General features: G+C 71.8%; 12 protein-coding genes and 1 pseudogene. 8 read left to right on the plus strand and 5 right to left on the minus strand.

The genetic code is table 11. The annotated features are described in order from the left end of the window. Nucleotides 1–294: 294 nt before the first annotated feature. Nucleotides 295–2,442, plus strand: a complete 2,148-nt coding sequence (locus tag OHU35_RS03230) for an MMPL family transporter (RefSeq protein ID WP_405504507.1) — start codon at nt 295–297, stop codon at nt 2,440–2,442. Between the two features lie 205 nt (nt 2,443–2,647). Here the strand turns inward: OHU35_RS03230 and OHU35_RS03235 are convergent, their stop codons facing one another. Next, nucleotides 2,648–4,099: an ATP-binding protein gene (locus tag OHU35_RS03235; RefSeq protein ID WP_405504508.1), complete on the minus strand. Its 1,452-nt coding sequence runs from the start codon at nt 4,097–4,099 to the stop codon at nt 2,648–2,650. Further along, nucleotides 4,096–4,788, minus strand: coding sequence for a response regulator transcription factor (locus OHU35_RS03240; RefSeq protein ID WP_405504509.1), 693 nt, complete (start codon nt 4,786–4,788; stop codon nt 4,096–4,098). The genes OHU35_RS03235 and OHU35_RS03240 overlap by 4 nt, the downstream gene beginning before the upstream one ends. 219 nt (nt 4,789–5,007) lie before the next feature. Here OHU35_RS03240 and OHU35_RS03245 point away from each other — a divergent pair. Then, nucleotides 5,008–6,376, plus strand: a pseudogene (locus OHU35_RS03245) (NF041680 family putative transposase). A 23-nt stretch (nt 6,377–6,399) separates the two neighbouring features. Here the strand turns inward: OHU35_RS03245 and OHU35_RS03250 are convergent. After that, nucleotides 6,400–7,608, minus strand: a complete 1,209-nt coding sequence (locus OHU35_RS03250) for a PP2C family protein-serine/threonine phosphatase (RefSeq protein ID WP_405504511.1) — start codon at nt 7,606–7,608, stop codon at nt 6,400–6,402. 116 nt (nt 7,609–7,724) lie between these two features. Next, nucleotides 7,725–8,483: an IclR family transcriptional regulator gene (locus OHU35_RS03255; protein WP_189725136.1), complete on the minus strand. Its 759-nt coding sequence runs from the start codon at nt 8,481–8,483 to the stop codon at nt 7,725–7,727. Nucleotides 8,484–8,684: 201 nt separating this feature from the next. Here OHU35_RS03255 and OHU35_RS03260 point away from each other — a divergent pair, with 201 nt between their 5' ends. Genes OHU35_RS03260 through OHU35_RS03285 form a run of 6 tightly spaced genes read left to right on the plus strand, consistent with a single transcriptional unit; the run spans nt 8,685 to nt 16,524 of the window. Then, the gene (locus tag OHU35_RS03260) at nt 8,685–10,268 is read left to right on the plus strand and encodes an ABC transporter substrate-binding protein (RefSeq protein ID WP_405504513.1); all 1,584 of its coding nucleotides are present in this window, start codon (nt 8,685–8,687) and stop codon (nt 10,266–10,268) included. Between the two features lie 2 nt (nt 10,269–10,270). After that, nucleotides 10,271–11,227 carry an ABC transporter permease gene (locus tag OHU35_RS03265; RefSeq protein WP_405504514.1) on the plus strand — a complete coding sequence of 319 codons (957 nt, stop codon included), beginning with the start codon at nt 10,271–10,273 and terminating at the stop codon, nt 11,225–11,227. Beyond that, nucleotides 11,224–12,108 (plus strand): ABC transporter permease, encoded by an 885-nt coding sequence (locus tag OHU35_RS03270; RefSeq protein WP_405504515.1) that lies wholly within the window; start codon nt 11,224–11,226, stop codon nt 12,106–12,108. The genes OHU35_RS03265 and OHU35_RS03270 overlap by 4 nt, the downstream gene beginning before the upstream one ends. Continuing rightward, complete coding sequence (locus tag OHU35_RS03275; protein ID WP_405504516.1) at nt 12,108–13,856, plus strand: dipeptide ABC transporter ATP-binding protein; 1,749 nt, start codon at nt 12,108–12,110, stop codon at nt 13,854–13,856. The genes OHU35_RS03270 and OHU35_RS03275 overlap by 1 nt, the downstream gene beginning before the upstream one ends. Next, entirely contained in the window at nt 13,853–15,859 is a 2,007-nt protein-coding gene (locus OHU35_RS03280) for a CocE/NonD family hydrolase (RefSeq protein ID WP_405504518.1), read from the plus strand. The genes OHU35_RS03275 and OHU35_RS03280 overlap by 4 nt, the downstream gene beginning before the upstream one ends. After that, nucleotides 15,826–16,524, plus strand: a complete 699-nt coding sequence (locus OHU35_RS03285) for a TetR/AcrR family transcriptional regulator (protein ID WP_405504519.1) — start codon at nt 15,826–15,828, stop codon at nt 16,522–16,524. The genes OHU35_RS03280 and OHU35_RS03285 overlap by 34 nt, the downstream gene beginning before the upstream one ends. On the opposite strand, the gene OHU35_RS03290 is transcribed toward OHU35_RS03285, so the two are convergent. Beyond that, nucleotides 16,478–18,112, minus strand: a complete 1,635-nt coding sequence (locus OHU35_RS03290) for a glycoside hydrolase family 43 protein (RefSeq protein ID WP_405504521.1) — start codon at nt 18,110–18,112, stop codon at nt 16,478–16,480. The two genes, OHU35_RS03285 and OHU35_RS03290, sit on opposite strands and share 47 nt — an antisense overlap. Between the last annotated feature and the right edge of the window lie 55 nt (nt 18,113–18,167).

An 18,167-nucleotide genomic window follows, 5' to 3' on the forward strand; every position in this document is an offset into this window, starting at 1 on the left:
AGTCCAGCCACGATGTCACGCCGTGGATACAAGACGGGGCGCCCGCCGGCACCTGCCCGAGCGCCTCTGACCGGGATGGACGGCGCGGTGATCTCCCACTCGGTATCCGAGGTGTCCGACGGATAGCGGCGCGGACGATTCACCGCGACGCACCCACCCACAAGACATCGATGATCAACATCACCATCTACAACGGACGCCGGTTACTTCACAGGCTCTAACGGTTGTCCAAGGTTCGCTCGTTAGGAAGTAGGCATCAGAGAAGCGATGTAATCCGTATGCAGGAGGCTAGTGATGGCAATCAACGCAGCGCCGTCCGGGGAAGCGCCGGCCGGTCGGTTAGCAGGCCGGTGGGTGCCGTGGTTGGTGATTGGCTTGTGGTTGATGCTGGCGGCGTTCATGGTGCCGCTGAGCGGAAAGTTGAGCTCGGTCACCACCGACAGCGCCGCGGACACCCTGCCGGCCAGCGCCGAGTCCACCAAGGTCGCGGTACTGGAGGACAGTCTCCCCGACGGTGACGACAACACGTTCGTCTTCGTGTACCACCGCGCCGGCGGCATGACCGACGCCGACCGCGCGACGGTCGAGCGCCACTACGACACCCTTGCCAAGCGGTACCCGCCGAAGGCGACGGCGGCGGCCGGCGACGACGAGGGTCCACCGACGAGCCCCTCCACCGACGGCAAGGCGATGATGTTCACCCTCGAGGTGAGCACGACCTACGGCGCGCCGGAGGACATCGTCGGCCCGTTACGTGACGCCGCGAAGGACCGCCCCTCCGGCCTGGAACTCGACGTGACCGGCCCGGGCGCGATCGACGGCGACATGGACGCCGTCTTCGACGGCATCGACGTGCAGGTCTTGCTCACCACCATCGTCGTCGTCACGCTCCTGCTCATCCTCACCTACCGCAGCCCGGTGTTGTGGATCATCCCGCTTGTGGCCGTGGGCGCGGCCGCACTGACCTCGATGGGGACCGTCTACCTGCTCGTCAAGGGCTTCGGCATCGTGGTCAACGACCAGAACTCGGCGCTGCTGACGATCCTGGTGTTCGGCGTCGGCACGGACTACGCGCTGTTGCTCATCGCTCGATATCGGGAGGCACTGCACCACCATGAGAACGTCCGGGTCGCGATGGTCCACGCGCTACGCGGCGCGGCGCCGGCCATCGTCGCGTCCGCGGCCACCGTGGTCGCCGGCCTGCTCTGCCTGCTCGTCGCGGACCTGAACAGCACCAGCGGGTTGGGCCCGATCGGCGCGGCCGGCATCCTGTGCGCGCTGGTGGCCATGCTGACGCTGTTCCCGGCGGTGCTCGTGGTGCTCGGCAGGCGGATCTTCTGGCCGGCCATCCCGCGGATCAGCACGGCCATGGAGGAGAAGCCGGGGCTGTGGGGGCGGCTCGGCACCGCCATCAGCCGCCGCCGGTGGGTGGCGACGCTCGGCTCGCTCGGAGTCCTCGGCGTGCTCGCCCTCGGGCTGGCGGGCAACACCGGCAACCTGCGGGAGCAGGACCAGTTCCTGTCCGCGCCGGAGTCGGTCACCGGCTTCACCGTTCTCCGCCAGCACTTTCCGGAGCTCGGCGGCCAGCCGATGACGATCTTCACGCGGCCGGCGCACCAGGAGCGGGTGCTCGACCTCGTCAAGGACACGCGCGGTGTGGCCCTGGCCGTCCCGGAGCAGACCAGCGGTGGCTGGGCCAACATCTCCGTGTTCCCGAAGGATGCGCCGGACACCGTCGCGGAGTACGACACGATCAAGCGGGTGCGCACCGCCGTGCACGCGGTGAGCGGGGCGGAGGCGATCGTCGGCGGGCCGAGTGCGGAGAACCTCGACACCGAGGTGACCACCAAGCGCGACGAGAAACTGGTGATCCCGCTGGTGCTCGCCGTCGTTCTGATCGTCCTAGGGCTGCTGCTGCGCGCGATCCTGGCCCCGCTGGTCCTGATGGCCACCGTGATCGTCTCATTCGCCGCGGCCTTCGGCGGCAGCGTGTTCGTCTTCGACACGATCCTCGGGTTCAAGGGCGTCGACTATTCGGTGCCGCTGCTGGCATTCCTGTTCCTGGTGGCGCTCGGCGTCGACTACAACATCTTCCTGGCCAGCCGGGCCCGGGAGGAGACCGTGCGCCTCGGCACCAGAGAGGGCGTGCTCAAAGCCCTCTCCGCCACCGGTGGCGTCATCACCTCGGCAGGCCTGGTCCTGGCGGCCACGTTCGCGGTCCTCGCCACACTTCCGCTGGTGATGCTGATCGAGGTCGGGTTCCTGGTCGCCTTCGGCGTGCTGCTCGACGCCCTGCTGGTGCGGTCGGTCCTGGTGCCCGCCCTCACCCTGCTGATCGGCCGGCGGATCTGGTGGCCGAGCAGGCTGTCCCGTCCAGCGGCGGAGCTGCCGGACGGTCAACAGTCGCTCGCTGACGACGAGGAGCCCGCGCTGCAACGGTGAGCGTGGCGGCACGGACGAGATCCGGGACGGGGACCCAGGCCCGTCCCGGATCTCTTCATGGGCCCGACGGTCGCCGCCCTTTGGTCCTGCGCCACGCGCCGGGGCCGGGGTCGGCGCATCGCGGTGTCCTTCCCCGACGGTGAGCCGCGCGGGGCCATGCCCGAGGGCCGCCGTCGCTTGTCCTGCGCCGCGCCGCCGGGGCGGGTCAGCGCACCGCGGTGTCCTCCCCGGCGGTGAGCCGCGCGATCGGGGCGGGCGGGGCCGCGGCCGGAAGGTCGACCCGAAGCAGCGCGCCACCGCGTGCGGAGCGGGCGACGGTGGCCCGGCCGCCGTGGGCGTCGACGACCCGCTGCACGATCGACAGCCCCAGACCGGATCCCGGCAACGCCCGGGCGCTGTCGGCACGGTAGAACCGGTCGAACACCCGCGGTACGTCGGCGGCGTCGATGCCCGGCCCGGCGTCGTCGACCTCGAGCACCGCCGACGCGCCCTCGGCACGGAGCCGGACCTGGACCGGCTGGTCCGCGGGGGACCACTTGCCGGCGTTGTCGATGAGGTTGAGCACCGCCCGCTGGAGCGCAGCGGGACGCCCGCTCACCCACACGGAGGTCACGTCGAGCGCGATCTCGATGTCGGGCACGCGGGAACGCGCCCGGGTCGCGGCGGCCACCACCACGTCGGCGAGGTCGAGCAGCTCGGTGTTCTCGTCGCTGACGTCACCGCGCGCCAGGTCGGTCAGCTCGGCGGCAAGGGTGCTCAACTCGGCCACCTGGGCGCCGAGATCGTTGAGCAGCCGGGTCCGGCTCTCCGCCGGCAGTGCGCTGTCCAGGGTGCCGCGCCGATCGAGCCGGATCAGCAGCTCGACGTTGAGGCGCAGGCTGGTGAGCGGGGTCTTGAGCTCGTGGGCGGCGTCCTCGGCAAGCAGCCGCTGGGCCCGCCGGGAGTCCCGGAGCGCGGCGAGCATGTCGTTGATCGACTGGATCAGCCGCCGGATCTCCCCACCGCCCTCATCCGGGATGTCGGCGTCGAGGTCCCGGGTGTGCGCGACACGTACCGCGGCGGCGGTCAGCCGGTCGATCGGTGCCAGCCCGGTCCGTGCCACGGTCCGCCCGACAAGGGCGCCGCCGACCACGCAGAGCAGCCCGATCAGCAGCATGCCGAACCCGAACTGGTTGATCGGGCTGTCGTCGGCGACGCGGGCCACCTGGACCGCGCCGTCGCCCGCCCGCAGCGTGTAGATGAGGTAGCCGTCCTCGTCGCTGTCGTTCGACTCCATCAGGTCGGCCGACGCGCCCTGCGCCACGCGCCCGGCGTGCTCGCTGACGGGGGGCAGCGCGGGTTGGCCGGCCGGCGTCCGGGTCGAGCCGTCGGGCAGGATGACCCGCACCAGTTGACCGGATCCGGGATACGGCGGTAGCTGGACCTGCGCCAGACCGGCGCGCTCCGCGTTCGTCGCCAGGACGCGGGAGTCGGCGCGTAGCTGATTCTCGGCGGTGTCCCGCAGCTCCCAGTCCAGTAGCTCGCTGGCCACCTGGAAGGCCACGAACACGCTGACCGCGATGGCCGTCGCCGCGATCACCGTCAGCCTGGTCCGCAGGGACCGCCGACGCCACCATCGGGTCAGCCGGCGCGGTTCCCGGCCGGCGGGCCTGCTCACGGAGGAGTCTCCCGCAACGTGTATCCCAGGCCGCGCAGCGTGTAGATCAATCGCGGCTCACCCTCGGCCTCCATCTTGCGACGCAGGTAGCTCACGTACACCTGGAGGTTGTTGGCGGTGGCGCTCATGTCGAAGCCCCAGATCGCCTCGAACAGCGCGTCGCGGGTCAAGACCCGGGTCGCGTTGCGCATGAGGACCTGCAGGAGGGAGAACTCGGTCCGGGTCAGGCGCAGCGGCCGCCCGCCACGCCACGCCTCGAACCTGTCGGGATCGAGCCGGACGTCGGCGAACGACAGGATCTGCGACTCCCCGTCGGTCGGCGTGCGCCGGCGCAGCAGGGCCCGCACCCGGGCCAGCAACTCCTCGGTGGCGAACGGCTTGGGCAGGTAGTCGTCGGCGCCCGCGTCCAGCCCCGTCACCCGGTCGGAGACCTGGTCACGGGCGGTCAGCATCAGCACCGGCAGATCCCGACCCGCGGCCCGCAACCGCCGGCAGGTCTCCAACCCGCCGAGGCGGGGCATCATCACGTCGAGGATCAGCAGATCCAGCGTGTCACCGCCGGCCCCACCGAACCCGTCGAGCACGGCGAGACCGTTGGCGACGGTGCTGGTGTCGTAACCCTCGACCTGGAGCACCCGCTCCAGCGACTCACGGATGGCCACTTCATCATCCGCGATCATGATCCGCACGCCGGCCCGCCCCCTTCCAGTCGATGCTTTTGCCGCTCATTGTCCCCGATCAACCTGAGGCCAGGATTAGCGCGTCGCTGGGACCGCGCTCTTGGCTTGTTGTTAACCCATGGTGGTCGGTGGTGACCCCTGGTTGGCCACGGAAACAGCTCTAGGTCGATGATCTTCTTGTCGAGGGAAGAGCATCAATACCAAGGGCTGTCTCGTTGAACAGTGTGCATGAGGTGTGTCCGGTGGACGCGGCCGGGGAACTGGCGGGTTTCCGGAGGGAGTTGCACCGCCGACGGGCCGGTGAAATCGTTGGTGGGGTTGAGTTTGGCGCCGGAACACCGGCGCGGGCACGGTGCGATGTACGACGCGGTGAATCAGGGCCGGATCGACGTGCAGCTGTTGCGGACCGCGCTGGCCGGGCTCACCCTTCCTCGTGCTGTTGACGGCCGGTTGATGCTGGCGGTGGATATCAGCGCGTGGTTACGCCCGGACGCGGCGACGAGCCTGGACCGGTTGTTCTGTCACGTGTACGGCCGTGGCCGCAACAAAGATCAGCTGATTCCGGGGTGGCCGTACTCGTTCGTGGCCGCGCTGGAGCCCGGCCGCACCTCGTGGACGCAGGTCCTGGACGCGGTCCGGCTGGGGCCGGATGATGACGTTGCGCAGGTCACGGCGGTGCAGGTCCGCCAGGTGGTGCGACGGCTGGTCACGGCCGGGCAGTGGCGTCACGGTGATCCGGATGTGCTGGTCGTGTTGACGCCGGTTATGACCTGGCCCGGTTGGCGTTCCTGCTCGCAGACATGCCCGTGGAGGTCCTGGGCCGGCTGCGGTCGGACCGGGTGTTCCGGCTGCCCGCACCACCGCGGGCCGAAGGGGCGATCGGTCGGCCCGTCAAGCACGGCGGCGAATTCCACTTCGCTGATGCCGACACGTGGCCGGACGCGGACGTTGCCACACTCACCGACACCAGTCGTTACGGCATGGCGTCCACGAACGGGTGGGATCGGTTGCATCCCCGGTTGACGCGCCGCGCGGCGTGGCTGGACTACGACGGTGATCTGCCGGTGTGGGAAGGCACTTTGATCCGCCTAGTCGTGGACCACCTGCCGAGCGATAGTGACCCGAAACCGTTGTGGTTGCGGTCTTCACGCGTGGGCGCGTCAATCCTCGCGTGTAGACCGGTTGTGGCAGATGTTCTTGTGCCGCTTCGACCTTGACCACACGTTCCGGTTTTTCAAGCAGACCCTCGGCTGGACCGTGCCGAGGCTCCGCGACGCCCGCGCTGCGGACCGGTGGACCTGGCTCATGATCGCCGCGTACACCCAGCTACGCCTGGCCCGGCACCTCGCCGCGGATCTGCGCCGGCCGTGGGAACGCCCCGCTCCCGCAGGTCAGCTCACCCCGGCACGGGGTCCGTCGAGGGTTTCGGAACCTCCGCGCGAAGACCCCCCGACCGGCCGGTGCGCCGAAACCCACCACCGCCGGTCCCGGACGCCCACCCGGCTCGAAGAACCGTCGGCCCGCCAACCGCTACGACGTCGGCAAAACCACCAAACGGGGCACCACGCTTCAAAAACGCAAGAAACACTCAGGCTAAAGAACAAGCTGAGAACACCGCTCTTACGAGCAGCACCGAGCCTCGGCAGGCGGGGCGGGAGCAGCCGCGAGGGGACCAGCCACACCCGGTTCGGATGCCGCCGGCTTGCGGATCAGGAGCAGGGCCGCGTCGTCGTGCAGCCGGCCGCCGACGTGGGCCAGCAGTTCGTCGTGGAGTGCGCCGAGGGTGCGTGCCGGCTCGTGGGAGACGTGGCGTTCCAGTCCTTCGGCGAGCGGGTAGAAGGTCCGGCCGTGGTCGCGGGCCTCGGTGACACCGTCGGTGTAGAGCAGCAGCTGGTCGCCGTCGGCGAACGGGATCGCCTGGAGGCCGGGCGCGTGGCCCGCCAGGGCGCGCAGCCCGAGGGGCGGGGACGGGAGGTCGGGCTCGACCGGGGTGACGCGCCCCGAGGCGCTCACCAGCAGCGGAGGCGTGTGCCCGCAGTTCACCACCTCCAGGTGCCCGCCCGGCGGATATCCGGCGACCACGGCGGTGACGAAGTCGTCGTGGCCGAGGTTGCGCGTCAGGCTGCGCTCGATCCTCTCGACCACGGCGAGCAGGTCGGGCTCGTCATGGGCGGCCTCGCGGAAGACACCCAGCACCAGCGCGGCCGTCCCCACGGCGGGCAGGCCCTTGCCGCGCACATCGCCGACGATCAGCCGCACCCCGTGCCGGGTGGGTATCAGCGCGTAGAGGTCCCCGCCGATGCGGGCCTCGGCCGCCGCCGCGCTGTAGCGGACGGCCACCTGGAAGGGACCGACGTTCGCCGGTACGGGCCTGAGCAGCGCGTGCTGGGCGGTCTCCGCGACCGAGCGGACGGCCGCGAGCACCCGTTCGCGGCGCCCGCGCAGGACACTGGCCAGGCCGCTCGCGAGCGTGACGGCCATCAAGGCCGACAGCACAGCGGCCAGTTCGCGGCTCGGAACGCCGTCCCGGACCCCGAGCAGCGCGCCGAGCACCGCGGCGAGGAGGCCCACGCAGACGACACCTCGCGGCCCGTTGGTCGTGGCCGCGAGGGCGGGCCCGGCGGCGAGCAGGGGCAGCCAGATCATCCCCGCGCCGTCGGCGAGGTCGGTGAGCAGGACGGCCGTGACGACCAGTACGGGCAGGACGGGCATACCGGCGGCCAGCTGCGCGAGTGCGCGTCTGGGGGCCGAATCCCCGGCACCGGCCACTCGGCTTGTGGACGGCCCCGCGGGCCGGTGGTCGGCGCCAAGGTCACGCGCATGGCTCATGTCGGTATCCGGGTCCCTTACCTGTGCGCGGGGCGCGAGTCCGGGAAGCGCACCCCTGAAATGTCTGTTTCATCCAGATAAAGGGGTGACCTGGGACACCGGCAAGGAGCGGATTTTCAGATAGTGAGCGAGAGGCTCCGCGTCACCCGGCTCGCGGTCGGAAGCAGCCGCTCCCGGACCTCCTGAAGCCGGGAGAATCGGTTCACCGGCAGGGAGACACCGAGGGATCCGAGCGTGTCCCCGCTGTAGACGGGCACGGCGACGCAGACCGTGCCGAGGGCGTACTCCTCGAGGTCCGTGACGGCGGGGGCCATGGGCGCGGTGTCCAGCCGCCGGAGCAGTTCCGGCAGGCTGGTGATCGTCCGCGGGGTGAGGTCGGCGAGCTGGTGTCGGGAGAGGTAGTCCTTGCGGGCCTCGACGTCCAGCTCCCGCAGCACGGACTTGCCGAGCGCGGTCGCGTGGCCCGCGTCCTCGAAGCCCACCCAGAGATCGACGCGGGGCGTCCCGGGACCGTCGACGATCTCGGCGACCCGGATCTCGCCCTCCTCGTAGAAGGTGAGGTAGGCGGCGGACGCGAGCTCGTCCCGCAGCGCGCCGAGCGTGGGCCGGACACGGCTGAGCAGCGCCTGCGCCCGGCCGGTGGTCCGCAGGCTCTGCAGCTTGTCGCCGAGGACGAATCCGCCGTCGTCCAGCTTCCGCACGTACCCGTCGTGGACGAGCGTCCGCAGCAGGTGATAGGCGGTGGCCAGGGGCAGGCCCGTCTCCCGTGCCAGCTGCTTCGCCGGCGCGCCGTTCTCGTGCGCGCTGACCGCCTCCAGCAGGCGCATGGCCCGCTGGACGGACGTGATCAGCGTAGGGCCGGCTTGCTCAGCCATAGGACCAGCGTGCGTCAGCCGTACGGAGGGGGCAAGGCGGCCGGCCGTCCGCCCCCGCTCACCCTCGGACCCGGAGCCGCCGTTGCGTTTGTGACGACTTCTTCACAGCCGGAAGGGTTGGCTTGAAACCGCCTACTCGCTATCGTTCACGGACTTCACTCAATCGTTCAGCGTACGAATAGCGACAGGGAAGGTCGGTTCATGTCCGGCACGCACTCCCCAGGGCGCCGCTCGGTGCTCGCCGCGGGCACCGCCTGTGCGGCCTCGCTCGGCGCGTCCTGGCTGCTGTCCGGCTGCTCGGGCGCCACCGCCGCACCCGTCCTGCCGGCCGCCGCCCAGCGCGGCGCGCCCGACCGTGGCGGGACCCTGCGGATCGCCCGTCCGCCCGCCTCCGATGCCGAGACCCTCGACCCGGCGAGCTCGCTGTCCGCCTACGAGTACCTGGGCGCCCTCTACAACCGGCTGGTCCGCATCGGCGCGGACGGCGAGCCGGCTCCCGACCTCGCCGAGTCCTGGGAGCCGGACAGCGCGGCGCGCACCTGGACCTTCCGGCTCCGCAAGGGCGTCACGTTCCACAACGGCCGGGCCTTCACCTCCGCCGACGCCGCCTACACGCTGCGGCACATCCTGGACAAGGCGACGGCGTCCCCGCAGGCCGGCGTGCTCGCCCCGCTCGTCGACCCCGGGCGGCTGCGCACCCCCGACGCCCACACCCTCGTGGTGCCGCTGAAGGCCCCGAACGCCGAGTTCCCGAGCCTGCTCACGCACTACAACTGCTACGTCGTCCCCGAGGGCAGCGGGAAGTCCATCGGCCGCACCGGCATAGGCACCGGCCCGTTCCGGCTGGAGTCCTTCGCACCGGCGGGGCCCGGCCGTGTCACCGCGTACCAGGACCACTGGGCGGGCCGCCCCGTGCTCGACGCGATCGCCTTCTACTCGGTCGCGGACATGTCCGCCCGCTCGAACGCCCTGCTCGCCGGGCAGGTCGACCTGCTGTCCCAGACCAACCTGGACTTCGCCACCGCCCGCGTCGTGGCCGCCTCCGACCGCGCCACCATCGCCCGGGTGAAGAACGGCCAGTGGTACGTGCTGCCCATGCTCACCACCGACAAGCCCTTCACCGACGTCCGGGTCCGGCGGGCCATGAAGCTCGCCTACGATCCCGAGCACGTCGTGAAGGCCGCACTGCAGGGCGCGGGCAAGGCCGGCTGGGACAACCCGGTGCCCCCGGACGACCCGGCGCACATCTCCGCGCACCCCGAGCACGATCCGGAGCAGGCACGTTTCCTGCTGAAGAAGGCGGGCCACGAGAACCTGGCCGTCGATCTGTACACCTCCGCGTACGACCCCCTCTTCACGCCCATGGCGCTCGCCTACCAGGAGTCGGCGAAGCGGGCGGGCATCCGGATCCGTGTCAAGACGGCGTCGGCGGACTCGTACTACACACAGATCTGGATGAAGCAGCCGCTGATGGCCACCTACTGGTACACCGGCCGGCCCGTCGACCAGCTCTTCAACCAGGTCTTCCGCAGCGGCTCCTCCTACAACGAGACCGCCTGGTCCGACAAGGGCTTCGACGCCCTGCTCGACCGGGCACGTGCCGAGACCGACGACGCGAGGCGCCGTGACCTCTACGGCGAGGCGCAGACCTGGGTGATCGACAAGGGCGGTGCGATGACCCCGATGTTCGCCGACCGGCTCGTGGGCATCTCGCGCAAGGTGCGCGGATACGCCGAGCACGGCTTCGAGTTCGACTACCTCGGCATCGGCCTGAAGGGGGCCTGACCATGCTCTCCTTCGTGGCCCGCCGGATCGCGGCAGCACTCGGCACGCTGCTGCTCTCCTCGCTGCTGGTCTTCCTCTCCGTCCAGGCCCTGCCCGGGGACGTCGCCACCCAGGTCCTCGGCAAGGACGCGACCCCGCAGGCGGTGGCCGAGCTGCGCGGCAGCCTCGGCCTTGACCGGCCCGCCTTCGAACGCTACGGCGACTGGATGTGGGGCGCCCTGCACGGCGACTTCGGCACGTCCCTGGTCTCCGGGCAGGCGGTCGGCGGTGACGTCGCCCAGTACCTGGGCAACTCCGCGCTGATCGCCGCCATCACGATCCTGTTCGCCGTGACCGGCTCACTGCTGCTGGGCATCCTCGCCGGGCTCTACCGCGACCGCTGGCCCGACCACCTCATCTCGACGGTCAGCCTCGTCGGCATGAGCGTCCCCGAGTTCGTCGTGGCCACCGTCCTCGTGCTGTGCTTCTCGGTCGCACTGCCCTGGTTCCCCGCGGTCGTCCTCTACGGCCCCGACGCCACCGTGGGACAGCTCCTGCCCGCCGTCTGGCTCCCGGCGCTCGCCCTCGCGGTGGTGATGGCCGCCTACATCGTCCGGATGGCCCGCACCTCGGTGATCGACGTGATGGCGAGCGAGTACGTCACCACCGCCCGCCTCAAGGGCCTGTCCACCTGGCGGGTCGTCACCCGGCACGCCCTGCCCAGCGCCCTGCTGCCCGTCCTGCACGTGATCGCGCTCAACGTGGCCTGGCTGCTGGGCGGTGTCGCCGTCGTCGAGAACGTCTTCAACTACCCGGGCATCGGCAAGCTGATGCTCTCCTCGGTGCAGAACCGGGACCTGCCCGTCATCCAGGCCATCGCCCTGATCAGCGCCGTCGTCTACGTCGTGTGCAATCTCGCCGCCGACCTCGGCGCCATGGCCCTCAATCCCAGGCTTCGCGCCCGAGGGAGGACCCGATGACCACGCTCGACACCGTCCGGGCCGACGCCCCGGCCTCGCGCGCCGCCCGTGCGTGGCGCACCCTGTGCTCCTCGCGCGCGGCCGTCGTGGGGCTCGCGATCGTCGCCGTCCACGTCGTGATCGCGCTGCTGGCCCCCCTGCTCACCTCGTACGACCCGATCGCGGGCGACGCCTCGCAGGCCCTGCTCGGCCCGGGCGGGGAACACTGGGCGGGCACCGACCAGTACGGCCGCGACGTCCTCGCGCGTGTGCTGTACGGCGGCCGGTACGCGCTCGGGGTGTCCGTCGCCGCCACCGTCGTGAGCGTCGCCCTCGGCACGGTCATCGGCTGCGCGACGGCTCTGCGCGGCGGCTGGTTCGACGACCTGATCGGGCGGGTGCTGGACGCCGTGCTGGCCATTCCGGCGGTGCTGGCGCTGCTCGTGGTCGTGACCGCGCTCGGCACCGGACCGGCCGTCATCGTCCTCGCCGTCGCGGTCGTCTTCGTCCCGCAGGTCGTGCGGGTCGTGCGCGGCGCCGCCCTGGCGGTGGTGCCCGCCGACTACGTGACCGCCGCCCGGGCCCGCGGGGAGGGCACCTGGTCGATCCTGCGGCGGGAGGTCCTGCCCAACATCGTCGACGTGATGTGCGTCGAGTTCGCGATGCGCGCCTCCTGGGTCGTGCTGCTGATCTCCTCGCTGTCCTTCCTCGGCTTCGGCGCCGACCCGCCGACTCCCGACTGGGGCCTGATGGTCGCCGAGAACCGCACCGCCATCACCGTCGTGCCGATGGCGAGCGTCGCGCCGATCATCGCCCTGGCCACGCTCGTGATCGGACTCAACCTCGCGGCCGACGGCCTCTCCAAGGCCTGGGGCGTCGACCGGATCAGGGAGGGCCTGTGATGACCCCGCTCGTCTCCGTCGACTCGCTGTCCGTCGCGTACCGCTCCGGCGGTCGCCGGATACCCGTGGTGCACGAGGTGTCGGTCCAGGCCGCCGCGGGCCGGACGCTCGCGCTGGTCGGCGAGTCCGGCAGCGGCAAGTCGACCCTCGCCGCGGCCCTGCTCGGGCATCTGCGGCACGGCTCCCAGGTCACCGGCGGCTCGGTGACGGTCGACGGCCGGGACGTCTTCGCCCTGTCCGCGCCCGAGCTGCGGCGGCTGCGCGGCCGTACGGTCGCCATGGTCGCCCAGAACGCGGGCCAGGCGCTGACCCCCTCCATGCGCGTCGGCCGGCAGATCGCGGAGGCGGGCGGCGACATCCCCGTCACCGACCTGCTCGACCAGGTCCGGCTGCCGCGCCCCGCCGAGCTGGCCCGCCGCTATCCGCACGAGCTGTCCGGCGGCCAGCAGCAACGCGTCGCCCTCGCCATGGCCATCGCGGCCCGCCCCAAGGTGCTGGTCCTCGACGAGCCCACGACCGGCCTGGACGTCGTCACCCAGCGGGGCGTGCTGGACCTGATCGCCGCCCTGCGCGACGAACTGGGCCTGGCGGCCGTACTGGTGAGCCATGACCTGGGCGTCGTCGCGCACCTGGCCGACGAGGTGTGTGTGCTGAAGTCGGGCCGCGTGGTGGAATCGGCGCCCACCCGGCAGCTGTTCGCGACGCCCCGGGAGCCGTACACGAAGCGGCTGCTGGCGAGCGTGCCCCGGCTGGACGACGCCGGTCTGGCTCTCGTACGGGAGTCGGGCGAGCGCGAGATCCGCCCGAGGGCCGTCGTGCCCGAGGATTCGCCGGTCGCCGTCTCGGCCCGTGACGTCACCGTCGACTACGGCAGCTCCCGTGCCGTGGACGGGGTCTCCTTCGAGGTCCGGCGCGGTGAGGTCCTGGCCCTCGTCGGCGAGTCGGGCAGCGGCAAGTCCACGCTGGCCTGGACCCTCGCCGGGCTGCGCACACCGTCCGGCGGCGCCATGACCCACGAGTCGGGCGACCTGGCCCGGCCCGCGCAGCGGCGGCCGATGTCCCTGCGGCGACGGGTGCAACTGGTCTTCCAGAACGCGGACACCTCGCTCAACCCCCGGCGCTCGGTGGGCGACGCCATCCGGCGTCCGCTGCGGTTCTTCGGCACGGCCGCCGGCCGGGCGGAGTCGGCCGAGCGCGCCCGGCGGCTCATCGCCGACGTACGCCTGGACCCGGCCTTCGCCGACCGGCTGCCCGCCCAGCTCTCCGGCGGCCAGCGGCAGCGCATCGGCATCGCACGGGCGCTGGCGGGCGAGCCGGACGTCCTCATCGCCGACGAGATCACCACCGCGCTGGACGTCTCCGTCCAGGCCGACGTGCTGCACCTGGTCGACGACCTGCGCCGGGAACGCGACCTGGCCTGTCTGTTCATCAGCCATGACCTGGCCGTCGTCCGCGGCATCGCGGACCGCGTCGTCGTCCTGCGCGGCGGTGTCGTGGTCGAGGAGGGCCCGACGGAAGCCGTCTTCTCGGATCCCCGGCACCCGTACACGCGGCAGCTGATGACGGCCGCCCTCGAACCCGACCCCGACGCACGGCCGCCGGTGGAGGCGGCCCCCGACTGGACCGACGCCGCCCAGGAGGGCGAGGTGTGGACCGACCACGGCGACGGCCACCGCGTGCGCCGCTGGCGGCCCGCCGGCACCCCCGACGACAACCCGACCGCTCCCGTCGCAGAAGGAGTTTCGTGAAGTACCGCGACCGGTTCGAACGCCAGGTCGTCCGCGAGGACGTGTGGATCCCCACCCGGGACGGCAGGACCCGCCTGCACGCCCGTGTCTGGCGCCCGGCCGACGCCGAGTCGGACCCCGTCCCCGCGCTGCTCGAATACCTGCCGTACCGCAAGAGCGACTGGACCGCTCCGCGCGACGCCCAGCGCCACCCCTGGTACGCCGGTCACGGCTACGCCTCCGTCCGGGTCGACGTCCGCGGCCACGGCGACAGCGAGGGCACGCCCGGCGACGAGTACGACGCCCAGGAACTCGCGGACGGCGTGGACGTCGTCAACTGGCTCGCCGCACAGCCCTGGTGCACCGGCAAGGTCGGCATGTTCGGCATCTCCTGGGGCGGCTTCAACTCCCTCCAGATCGCGGCCCTCGCCCCCGAACCGCTCAAGGCGGTCGTGACGGTCTGCTCCACCGACGACCGCTACGACAACGACGTGCACTACACCGGCGGCGCCGTCCTCGGCATCGACATGCTCGCCTGGGCCGGCACCATGCTCGCCTTCACCGCACGCCCGCCGGACCCCGCGAACGTCGGCGCGGAACGCTGGCTGCCGATGTGGCGCGAGCGTCTCGACGCCCTCGAACCCTTCCTGCACACCTGGCTGGAGCACCAGCAGCGGGACGACTACTGGCGGCACGGCAGCGTCTGCGAGGACTACACGGCGATCGACGCGGCCGTCCTCGCGGTCGGCGGCTGGAACGACCCGTACCGGGACACCGTGCTGCGGCTAGTGGAACACCTCCCCGGTGAACAGGTGCGGGGCATCGTCGGCCCCTGGTCGCACCAGTACCCCGACCGCGGACTGCCGCCCGGCCCGGCCATCGGGTTCCTCCAGGAGACCCTGCGCTGGTGGGACCAGCACCTCAAGGGCGTCGACACGGGCGTCATGGCGGAGCCGCTGCTGCGCGCCTGGCTGAACGACCCCGTACCGCCCGCCCCGTCGCACGAGGAGATGCCAGGCCGCTGGGTGAGCGACGCCGAGTGGCCCAGCCCCGACGTCACCTGGGACACGCGTCCGCTCGGCGAGAGCCGCGACCCGGTCCTCGTGCGCTCTCCGCTGCACACCGGCCTGGACGCCGGCCGCTTCTTCCCGTTCGGCAACGCCGCCGACCTGCCGCCCGACCAGCGCGAGGAGGACGGCCGGTCCGTCTGCTTCGACTCCGCGCCCCTGGACCGGCGCGTGGAGATCCTCGGCCGGCCGCGTGTCCGGCTCCGCCTCGACAGCGACACACCGCGGGCGCATGTCATCGCCCGCGTGTGCGACGTCGCTCCCGACGGCTCGTCCACGCTCGTCACCCGGGGCGTGCTCAACCTGCTGAGCCGGAAGGGCCGTGAACACGCCGCCGAATGGACCCCGGGGACGTACGAGGACGTCGAGTTCGAGCTCAACGGCATCGGTTACGCCTTCCCGCCCGGCCACCGCGTCCGTGTCGCCGTCTCCGACGCGTACTGGCCCTGGGTGTGGCCGCACGGCGAACGCGGTGCGCTGCACGTCGTTCCGGCCGACAGCGCGCTCCTGCTGCCGGTGCGCGAGGCCGCCGACGAGGTCTCCGTCCGCTTCGAGGAACCGGAGCAGGCGGTACCGATGCCGGTCACCTACGACACTCCCCCGGACCCCCGCCCCGAGCGGCTGGTCACGCACGACGTGGCCAAGGGCGAGTGGACCCTGGAGGTCGACCCCGGATACGGGGGGTCCCGGACGTACCCGGACGGGCTGCGCTACGAGGAGAGCGCCCGCGAGACGTACACCATCCGCACCGACGACCCGCTGTCGGCGCGCGCCGTCTCCGAGTGGCGCATCCGGCTGCGGCGCGGGGACGACTGGGACGCTGAGATCATGGCCCGGACGGAGCTGCGCGCCACGGCCGCGGAGTTCATCATGGACAGCCGTATCGAGGCGCGGGGGAACGGAAAGACAGTGGCCGAGCGCGCATGGCACCGCACCACCCCGAGGACGTCGGGATGACGGCCGCCGAGCAGCCGCGGCAGGGTGGGAAGGGCCCGCGTCGCGCCGTCGCCGCCCGGGACCGGACCCGGCAGCCCACCGAGGTGCGCCGGCGTCTCATCGTCGACGCGGCCGTCCCGCTGATCGCGGAGCGCGGCTACAAGTCGGTCGGCGTGCGCGACGTGGCGGCCGCGGCCGGGGTGTCCGTCGGCACGGTTACCTACCACTTCGACAGCGTGCAGGAGGTCCTCTCCGAGGCCATGGTGCTGCACATCGAGCAGTACTACGCGGCGCTCAGCGAGGCCGCCGAGCACGCGACCAGCGGGGCCGAGGCGCTCAGGCTGCTCGTCGACGCGCTGTTCACGGAGGACACCGACCGGCACTGGCGGATGTGGTTCGACTTCTGGCACGCGGGGGAGCAGAGCACGGACGAGACCTTCGCACGGGGGCAGGCCGACCGGTACGCGGCCTGGCACCGGCAGATCCGTGCCCTGGCCGAACGGGGCGTCGCCGACGGCGAGTTCAGCAGTGACGACCTCGACGGCTTCACGGCCCGCTTCGCCGCCCTCGCCGACGGCCTCGCCTTGCAACGCCTGCGCCAGGCGCCTCCCCTGACCACGCAGGAGGCACGGCACCACCTCAACCGGTTGATCGAACGGGAGCTCGTTCCCCAGCCCGGTACGTGACCTCGTCGAAGTCGGCGGGGTGCCCGCCCCCGGTGAGGTCCCAGGCCCACAGGCCGACGAACGCGCCGGTGAAGCCGAGAGCGTGGATCTGTCCGTCCTCGATGTGCTCGGCGTGTTCGTCGGACAGGACCGTCGCGTCCAGGGCGGGACCGAAGGGCTCCCAGCCCCGGCCGGTGTCGTACCGGAAGCGCAGATCGGCTCCTTCGAAGTCGAGGCCGAGCCGCAACCGTGTGATGTCGCCGAGCGGCGCCCCACCTGCTTCGTCGACGCTCAGCACGCCCCGGTCGCAGCTCGCGACGCGCAGGACGGGCTGATCCGCGTCGTCCACGGTGACGTACAGATAGTGCCAGTTGCGGGTGTTGTAGTACGCGGTGATCCCGGCCAGGTGCTGGAACGCGTGGGGCCGGTACTCCATCGTCGCCTCGAACGAGCAGCGCGCCGATGTGACGCGGCGGGCCACCAGGCTGGGTTCGACCAGGCTCTGCGGTGAACGGCCGCCCCGGAGCCGCAGGTGGGACGGGCGTTCCGTGAGCGAGACCCAGTCGGGGGTCGGAGGTCGGCGGAGCGTCGACCACTGGGGCCCCAGGGCCGGGCCGTCGAATCCGTCGGTGTCGTCCACGTCCGTGTGCTCCGTACCCACCGTGGAGGTGCCGACCGGCACTTCCAGGGCGGGCAGGCCGGTCTCGACGCGCGGCCAGCCATCGGCGGTCCAGGTGACGGGCGCCAGTGCCGTCTCCCGGCCCAGGACGCACGGTCCTCGCCGCCCGAGGGGCCGGGCCACGAGGTAGGCCAGGTACCAGTGGCCGTCCCCGGTCTCCACCAGGCTGCCGTGCCCGGCCTTCTGCAGCGGCAGGTCGGGGTGGTCGCGGGCGGTGAGCAGCGGGCCGCTGGGGTCGCGTGCGTAGGGGCCCGCCAGGGTGCGCGACCGGGAGACGGTGACCTGGTGGTCGTAGCCCGTGCCGCCGTCCGCGGTGAGCAGGTAGTACCAGTCGCCACGGCGGTAGAGGTTCGGGCCTTCGATCCAGCCGGCCTGCGGCGGCAGCTCGATCCGCACGGGGTCGCCGGTCAGGCGGCGTTCGGCACGGTCGTAGCGCCGGGCCTCCAGGCCCGCCGAACCGCCGTGGCCGGGGCGCCAGTCGTGGACCAGGTTCAGCAGCCGGCTGTCGGCGCCGTCGTGGAAGAGGGAGGCGTCGAAACCCCGGGCGTGCAGCGGTACCGGCTCGGACCAGGGGCCCTCGATGGAGGGGGCGGTGATCAGGTGGTTGGGGCAGTCGGTGAAGCCGCCGACGTACGTCGAGACGTTGCTGTAGACGAGGTGGAACAGGCCGTCGGCGTGGGTGAGGCTGGGCGCCCACACGCCGCCCGAGTCCGGGCATCCGGTCAGATCGACCAGGCGGATGTCGTCGAGGGCACCGCCCAGGGGGCGCCAGTGGACCAGGTCCGTGGAGTGGTGCAGGCGTACGCCCGGATACCACTCGAACGTCGACGTGGCCAGGTAGAAGTCCGGTCCCACGCGGAGGATCGACGGGTCCGGATGGGACCCCGGCAGCACCGGGTTGCGGATGACGCCTGCCGGCCGGTTTCGCATGCGATGTCCCCTCGTGACGCCCGCTCCGGCGTGCGCCGGGTGATCACCGCAGGAC

The sequence above is a fragment of the Streptomyces purpurascens genome (assembly GCF_045040895.1).
GTDB lineage: Bacteria > Actinomycetota > Actinomycetes > Streptomycetales > Streptomycetaceae > Streptomyces > Streptomyces purpurascens.

Coding starts and splice junctions, on each gene's coding strand:
- OHU35_RS03230 (WP_405504507.1), top strand. CDS start 295: ATGGCAATCAACGCAGCGCCGTCCGGGGAAGCGCCGGCCGGTCGGTTA.
- OHU35_RS03250 (WP_405504511.1), bottom strand. CDS start 7,608: ATGAGCCATGCGCGTGACCTTGGCGCCGACCACCGGCCCGCGGGGCCG.
- OHU35_RS03255 (WP_189725136.1), bottom strand. CDS start 8,483: ATGGCTGAGCAAGCCGGCCCTACGCTGATCACGTCCGTCCAGCGGGCC.
- OHU35_RS03260 (WP_405504513.1), top strand. CDS start 8,685: ATGTCCGGCACGCACTCCCCAGGGCGCCGCTCGGTGCTCGCCGCGGGC.
- OHU35_RS03265 (WP_405504514.1), top strand. CDS start 10,271: ATGCTCTCCTTCGTGGCCCGCCGGATCGCGGCAGCACTCGGCACGCTG.
- OHU35_RS03270 (WP_405504515.1), top strand. CDS start 11,224: ATGACCACGCTCGACACCGTCCGGGCCGACGCCCCGGCCTCGCGCGCC.
- OHU35_RS03275 (WP_405504516.1), top strand. CDS start 12,108: ATGACCCCGCTCGTCTCCGTCGACTCGCTGTCCGTCGCGTACCGCTCC.
- OHU35_RS03285 (WP_405504519.1), top strand. CDS start 15,826: ATGGCACCGCACCACCCCGAGGACGTCGGGATGACGGCCGCCGAGCAG.
- OHU35_RS03290 (WP_405504521.1), bottom strand. CDS start 18,112: ATGCGAAACCGGCCGGCAGGCGTCATCCGCAACCCGGTGCTGCCGGGG.